This is a genomic window from Pseudolabrys sp. (assembly GCF_035943735.1).
Classification (GTDB): domain Bacteria; phylum Pseudomonadota; class Alphaproteobacteria; order Rhizobiales; family Xanthobacteraceae; genus Pseudolabrys.
The window spans coordinates 317,510-323,509 of the sequence record NZ_DASZBV010000006.1; the positions used below are offsets into that span (position 1 = coordinate 317,510).

Genomic DNA, 6,000 nt, shown 5'->3' on the forward strand with positions numbered 1-6,000 from the left:
GGCTGGTCCCATGCAAAAGCGACTCTGCGCTCGCTTCTGCCGGAAGCGGTTGGACGGCTCGATGCTGGGTTTTTCGAATGCCGCCGGCCTGACGGGTCAGACCTCGGGATGGGCGCCGGGCCGAACGACTTTCGTCGCTTTCGATGTCGCATTCCCAGCATCCGCTTTGCAGGTCGCACGTCATGAACACCAGGCAGTTTGGGAAACCGCACATGTCGAAACTCTCCGTGCGGAAGCGAACGGATGTGTTGGCTCGTCACGGCGGTCAACGTCCCTGAGCCGACGGCGTTCAAAACCGACCTCCGGTTCGCCCGCGGGTTCGGTTCCAGGCGCGCGGCGACCCGCCTCTCGCTCGGCGCCGCTGTCTGGCGTGGCCGCGAAAGGACGGAACGGCCCGCGCCGTTCGGATTGCTCATGAGTGGTGGTGCAGCCCTGACGAGCAGGGGGCTATTCAAAGCTAGGCCGCAGCCATGATGACGTGTGCCTGGATCTTGGCGGCAACCTCGCCGCTGCCATGCCGTTCCGCAATCGCCTGTGTCGCGTGGTCCGTTGCGGCGTCCAGTTTTCCCGCCTCTCTCGCCTCGATCTCGTTGCGCAGAAGAGTCCCCTGACAATAGGCAACGGCCGGAACGCGGGGCGAGGATGCGCGGCTTTGTTCGGCCCGCGTCTCGATGACCACGCTGGAGAAACCCGCGTCTTCCAACTCGCGACGGATCAGGTCCGTATCGTGGTAGCCGTGCGGCGTGCGCGCCAGAAAGCGCGGTGGATCGTTCGGAAAAATCTCGGCAAGAGCATTCGTCACATCGTCCGCAAAGATATTCTCCTCGATACGATCCCAAACGCTGAAGAGAAAATGTCCGCCCGGCTTCAGGACGCGCTTTGCTTCACGATAGCCGGATTTGCGGTCGGGAAAGAACATGGCGCCGAACTGGCAACACACGACGTCGAACGTCGCATCGTCGAACGGCAGTGTCAGGGCATCGGCCTGGCGCCAGGTGATGCGGCTGTCGCGCGCTTGTTGTGACGCCGCATAGTCGAGCATCGGCCGGTTGAGGTCGGTGACGACATAGCGCGCGCCGGGCGACAATCTTGGCGCCAAAGCGCGGGTGACGACGCCGCTGCCCGCGGCGGTTTCCAGAATGGCGCTTGGTGACAAGGACGCGGCGCGTTGTGCAAGGTCCGCGGCATAAGGCTCGAATATCAACGGCACCATATGGCGGTCGTAGTTTTCCGGGATCGAGCCGGCAAAGACCTTGTCAGTTTCCAACATGGCTTGTCACCCCTCAGCCGTGCGAGGGGTGCATGATGACGACAGCATCGTCCGCTGTCACCCGCGTCAGCGGAGGTTGATGCCGAACTTCTCCAGCAGCGCCGGGGTCGGATTGCCGTCGGGCACCATGCCGAGCTTCTTCTGCTCGGCGCGGATGTTGTCGCGCAGGTCGAAATCGACGTGGCCCTCGAAATCCTTCACGTCATAGCCGAGCGTGGCGAGCTTTTTCTGCAGGGCAATGCGGGCGTCGCGCGACAGGGGATGATCGTCGGCAGGCCAATGGCTTTTGAACGGGCCGCCGCCGGCAAGCCGGTCCGCGAGATGACCGACGGCGATCGCGTAGGCGTCGGAGTTGTTGTACTCCTTGAGCACGTCGTAGTTCGGCGTGACGATGAAGGCTGGCCCCTTCGCGCCGCTGGGGAAGAAGAGGATGCCGTTGCCGCTTGCCGGGAACGGCTTGCCGTCGGCGCGGCGCACACCGACGCGGCGCCAGTCCTCGTAGGAGCCGCGGCTCTTCATGTAATCGAAGCGCGGCGGAATGCTCACCTCGAAGCCCCAGGGCAGGCCGTGCTTCCAGCCGCCTTTGTGCAAATAGTTGGCGGTCGAGCCGAGCACATCCGGCACGTTGTTCCAGATGTCGGCGCGGCCGTCGCCGGAGAAGTCGATGGCGTAGTCGACGTAGTTCGACGGCATGAACTGCGTCTGCCCCATGGCGCCGGCCCAGGACGACACCATCTGCGCGCGGGCGAGGTGGCCGTCCTGCATGATGCGCATCGCCACGAACAGTTCGTTGCGGAAGTAGGGGTGGCGATAGTTGACGTAATCGAGCGTCGACAGCGAGCGGAAGACGTCCCAGCGATCCTTGGCTGCGCCGTAGTCGGTCTCCATGCCCCACAGCGCCAGCAGCACCCAGCGCTCCACGCCGAACTGCTTCTCGATCTTGTCGAACGTGCCGGCCCATTCGCGCGCCTTCGCTTCGCCCCGCGTCATGCGGCTGCGTGAGACCAAAGCAGCAATGTAATCGCCGACCGGCTTGCCGTATTCCGGCTGCTTGCGGGTCGCCGCGATGACGCGCTCGTCGGGCGTCACGCCGTGCATCGCCAGATCGAAGGTCGCGCGCGTGACGCCCTTTTGCTGCGCGTCCGGCCACAGGTCGCGCACGAAATTGGCAAACGGCTCCTGTGCCCGCGCCGGCAGGGCGCAGAGCAGCGCGAGCAGCAGCACGGCCCCTCGGATCGGCTTCACCGGCGGTCCCTCGATTCGGGCGGTATCTTACACCAGCGACACCAGGCCACCGCCGTGCCGATCGAGCCGGCCGGCAAGCTCCAATTCGAGCAGCACCATGCGCACGATCGCCGGCGACGAGCGCGATAGCCGCACCAGGTCGTCGATCGAGCAGGGCGCGGGGCCGAGGAGGCCGATGATGCGGCCGCGCTCGTCCTCGCTCGGCTCGCTCGGCGCCGCGGTCTCGCGTTCCGGCTCCTCCATCGGCTGATCGAGGTCGCGGCCGTGGATCGGGGCCAGCGCGGCGAGCACGTCGTCGGCCGCGGTCACCATGATCGCGCCCTGCTTCAAAAGGCCGTTGGTGCCTTCGGCCCGTGGATCGAGCGGCGAGCCCGGCACGGCGAAGACCTCGCGTCCCTGTTCGCCGGCCATGCGCGCGGTGATCAGCGAGCCCGAGCGCCGCGCCGCCTCGACGATGACGACGCCGACGGCGAGGCCGGAGATCAGGCGGTTACGGCGCGGGAAGTCGTGGGCGCGCGGCTCCCAGGTGAGCGGCATTTCCGAGACAGTCGCGCCCTGCGCTACGATCGCCTGCGCCAATTGCACATGCTCGGCCGGGTAGATGCGCTCGTGTCCGCCAGCGAGCACCGCCACCGTGCCGCTATCGAGCGAGGCGCGGTGCGCGGCCGCGTCGATGCCGCGCGCCAGCCCGGAGACGATGCCGTAACCGGCGGCGCCGAGATCGCGCGCCAGCGTGGCCGCGAATTTCATGCCGGCGGCCGAAGCATTGCGCGAGCCGACGATGGCGACGAGATGGCGCGTGAGGATGGCGTGTTCGCCATCCACTGCCAGCAGTGGCGGCGGGTCGTCGATCATCTGCAACCGCGGTGGATAGTCGGGCTCGCCGAGCGCGACGAGGGCGATGCCGCGGGCGCGGGCGGCGCTCAATTCTTTTTCAGCCTCGGCCTGCGAGCAGATGCGCGTGCCAGCCGCGCCGCCACGGCGCGCCAGTTGCGGCAGCGCCTCGAGTGCGGCGCGGGCGCCGCCGAAATGATTGATCAGTTCGCGGAAGGTGCGTGGTCCCGGTATTATGGCGCAAACGCCACAAGCTTCTTCTAGGCCGCCGCGACCTATTTTGGGTACTGGCCCCTTTCCATCCTCTCTGGCCTCTTTCGAAATGAGGGGTGGACCCTTTTCAGGAAGTATTATCCGCGAAGGGCTTCTGTCGGACACCCGACACGTTTATAAGAAAAATATGCAGACTGTGGATGACTTCCAGAAACTTGCCGAAGAAGCCGAGCAAATGGCGAAGACGGCGGCGAGCGACCCCAACCGCGCACGCTGGCTAGACCTTGCCGCGCAATGGCGCGCCCTCGCCCGGGAGGCCGAAGCAAGGGTCACTCGTAAATTACTCGATCCACGGTAGGTATTGACAGACAGAGCCCTACCGGAGTGCTCTAGTCCCCTTAGCGAATTAGGCGCTCGGGGAGGATGACATGAGCGAACTACCCAAGGAACGACTGCTGTCATTGCGAGAAAAGATAGACCAGCAACGCAACACCATCGAGGCGCTTAAGCGCGATGGTCACGAATGCGCCGACGCCGAACGCCAATTAAGACATATGCTGGCGGAACTGCGGACGAGCGAGACCGTCGCGCGACGGATGCAAGGATAGGTGCCGGCCTATTTTGCCTCTAGTGGTCTGTTTTGAACAGATGCCGGCCACGCGCAATCGATAGCATCGTGGGCATGTACACATCTGTCGAATGTCAGACGATAGCTGAAGCGAAATTAGCCGAGGCAGAACGTCAGTGCGATAAACGGCGCGCCAACCGTCTGATCTCCGCTGCGAGGGCATGGCTCATCCTTGCTCACGGAATGAGGTCAATCGAGATCAAGAAATCTGATCTGGCGCAGCCCAACGATTAGGCCTTATCCGCGTCATTTGTGAGCCTCCATTGCGTCGGATGCTTTCCGATCCCCACAACGGCATCGCTGCCGCGCAGGCTGGCCCGCACAGCCCCTTCCAGATCGCGCACGGCCTCTGCCGGTGCGTTTTTGACGCCCTTGGCGTCCAGCATGGCCAGCGCCACGTCATGAGCCGTCAGCGGACCATCTGTGCGGCGTAGTACCTCCAGTGCTGCACGAAAGACCGTCCCGCGCTTGAAATACGGGTTCGGCTTCCGCCGCCGCACGGCAATGCGATTGAGCTTGTGCGCCGGATTGAGAAGCTTAATCACGGCCTCGACGTGCTTCATGGCCTCGTGCAGCCGTTCGGCCTCGGCCTTGTTCTGCTGCACCTTTCCCGCCAGTTCGCGGTGAAGCATGTCGAGGGTGTAGGTAGCCTGTTTCGTGGCAATGTGAGCGCGCGGCATTTCAGACCTCGTGACGCTGCCAGTAGCCGGTGAAGTCGACCGACTTTTTCTGCTTCATCGCCAGCCCGGCGAGACGGTCAACCTGAGTGCCGTTGCTCTCGCGGCGATTGTCCTCGCGCCATGAGGCTTCCTGCGCATAGCGGAGGAGGTACTGGCCCGCGATATGGTGGTGGTGGCCAATCTCGGCCCGGCGCATACGGCTGAAAAATTCCTCGGCCCAATTCGTGCAGGCACCATCCTGCGAATAGGCTTCCTCGTGGTTGATGCGCTTCATTTCGAAGCGGGCATGCAACTCGTTCCAGTTCGGGCTTTCATCGGCATTCACGAGGGTCCCGTGGGCGATGCGCGAGCGGATGAAATTCAGCGCCGCCTTTTCCGACTTGAACACCGCCGGGACCGAGTTTCCGCCGCGCTCGCGCACGATGATGACGGCCTTGCGCTTGCCGGACTGATTGGCCGCGAGCCGCCGGTCTGCGCGGTGCTCGCGCTTGTTCGCGGGCTTGACGTAGCCGCCAAAGTAACCGGCATCGACCTCCGCCACCTTGCCTTCGCCGCCGACCACGCGGCCCTTCAATTCCTCCGCCATGGCCTCGCGCAGCTTATGCAGCAGCACAAACGCGCACTTGTAGGAGACATTCAGATCCCGGGAGAGCGCCAGCGCCGACTTGCCCTTGACCTCATTGCAGAAGATCGCGATGGCGGCGAGATAGCAGCGCAGGGGCAGCTTGTGGCTGGCAAACAGCGTGCCGGACGTGATGCTGAAATCCTTCACGCAAGCCCGGCAGCGGAAGCGCGGCGCGCCCTTCAGGCGGCGGCAGTCATAGGCGTCGGTGCCGCCGCAGTGCGGGCAGACCGGCGCACCATCGGTATCGGCCCAACGGACCCGGCGGAAGGCCATTTCGGCTTCCTCATCCTTCATCGTGAAGATGCTGGCCAGCGAGAGGGACTTGGCAGCGCGGGAGAGGAGGAAGTGTTGGGCCATCGGTCTAACCTGTCGTTTTCGACTGCTGTCACTTATGACAGGATCGGCGCTTGCCGTCAAGCACAAACTGTCGTATGTGACAGGGGTCGAATATGACAGGATGGCTCCAATGGGCATCGGCTCGGAAGATGAATGGGCGGAGCGTGCC

At 64.2% G+C, this 6,000-nt stretch carries 6 protein-coding genes and 1 pseudogene; 2 read left to right on the forward strand and 5 right to left on the reverse strand.

Translation table 11 applies throughout. The features are described from left to right. Positions 1–457: 457 nt before the first annotated feature. The 3 genes and pseudogenes from VGV41_RS04575 to dprA all read right to left on the reverse strand — a co-directional run. On the reverse strand, positions 458–1,270 hold the full coding sequence (locus tag VGV41_RS04575; protein ID WP_326862472.1) for a class I SAM-dependent methyltransferase: 813 nt from the start codon (positions 1,268–1,270) through the stop codon (positions 458–460). Positions 1,271–1,336: 66 nt separating this feature from the next. Continuing rightward, positions 1,337–2,515, reverse strand: a complete 1,179-nt coding sequence (locus VGV41_RS04580) for a lytic murein transglycosylase (protein ID WP_326862473.1) — start codon at positions 2,513–2,515, stop codon at positions 1,337–1,339. Between the two features lie 27 nt (positions 2,516–2,542). Beyond that, positions 2,543–3,577 (reverse strand): annotated as a pseudogene (gene dprA, locus VGV41_RS04585) (DNA-processing protein DprA); the annotation flags it as partial. A gap of 172 nt (positions 3,578–3,749) precedes the next feature. Here dprA and VGV41_RS04590 point away from each other — a divergent pair. Then, positions 3,750–3,920 (forward strand): hypothetical protein, encoded by a 171-nt coding sequence (locus VGV41_RS04590; RefSeq protein ID WP_326862474.1) that lies wholly within the window; start codon positions 3,750–3,752, stop codon positions 3,918–3,920. A gap of 70 nt (positions 3,921–3,990) precedes the next feature. After that, positions 3,991–4,170 carry a hypothetical protein gene (locus tag VGV41_RS04595; protein ID WP_326862475.1) on the forward strand — a complete coding sequence of 60 codons (180 nt, stop codon included), beginning with the start codon at positions 3,991–3,993 and terminating at the stop codon, positions 4,168–4,170. Between the two features lie 250 nt (positions 4,171–4,420). Here the strand turns inward: VGV41_RS04595 and VGV41_RS04600 are convergent, their stop codons facing one another. Next, positions 4,421–4,870, reverse strand: a complete 450-nt coding sequence (locus VGV41_RS04600; protein WP_326862476.1) for a hypothetical protein — start codon at positions 4,868–4,870, stop codon at positions 4,421–4,423. Between the two features lies 1 nt (position 4,871). Next, positions 4,872–5,852, reverse strand: coding sequence for an IS1595 family transposase (locus VGV41_RS04605; RefSeq protein WP_326862477.1), 981 nt, complete (start codon positions 5,850–5,852; stop codon positions 4,872–4,874). Positions 5,853–6,000: the final 148 nt, after the last annotated feature.

Excerpts from the sequence above, each read along its gene's own strand:
- VGV41_RS04600 (WP_326862476.1), bottom strand. The coding sequence starts at position 4,870 with ATGCCGCGCGCTCACATTGCCACGAAACAGGCTACCTACACCCTCGAC.
- VGV41_RS04590 (WP_326862474.1), top strand. The coding sequence starts at position 3,750 with ATGCAGACTGTGGATGACTTCCAGAAACTTGCCGAAGAAGCCGAGCAA.
- VGV41_RS04575 (WP_326862472.1), bottom strand. The coding sequence starts at position 1,270 with ATGTTGGAAACTGACAAGGTCTTTGCCGGCTCGATCCCGGAAAACTAC.
- VGV41_RS04595 (WP_326862475.1), top strand. The coding sequence starts at position 3,991 with ATGAGCGAACTACCCAAGGAACGACTGCTGTCATTGCGAGAAAAGATA.
- VGV41_RS04605 (WP_326862477.1), bottom strand. The coding sequence starts at position 5,852 with ATGGCCCAACACTTCCTCCTCTCCCGCGCTGCCAAGTCCCTCTCGCTG.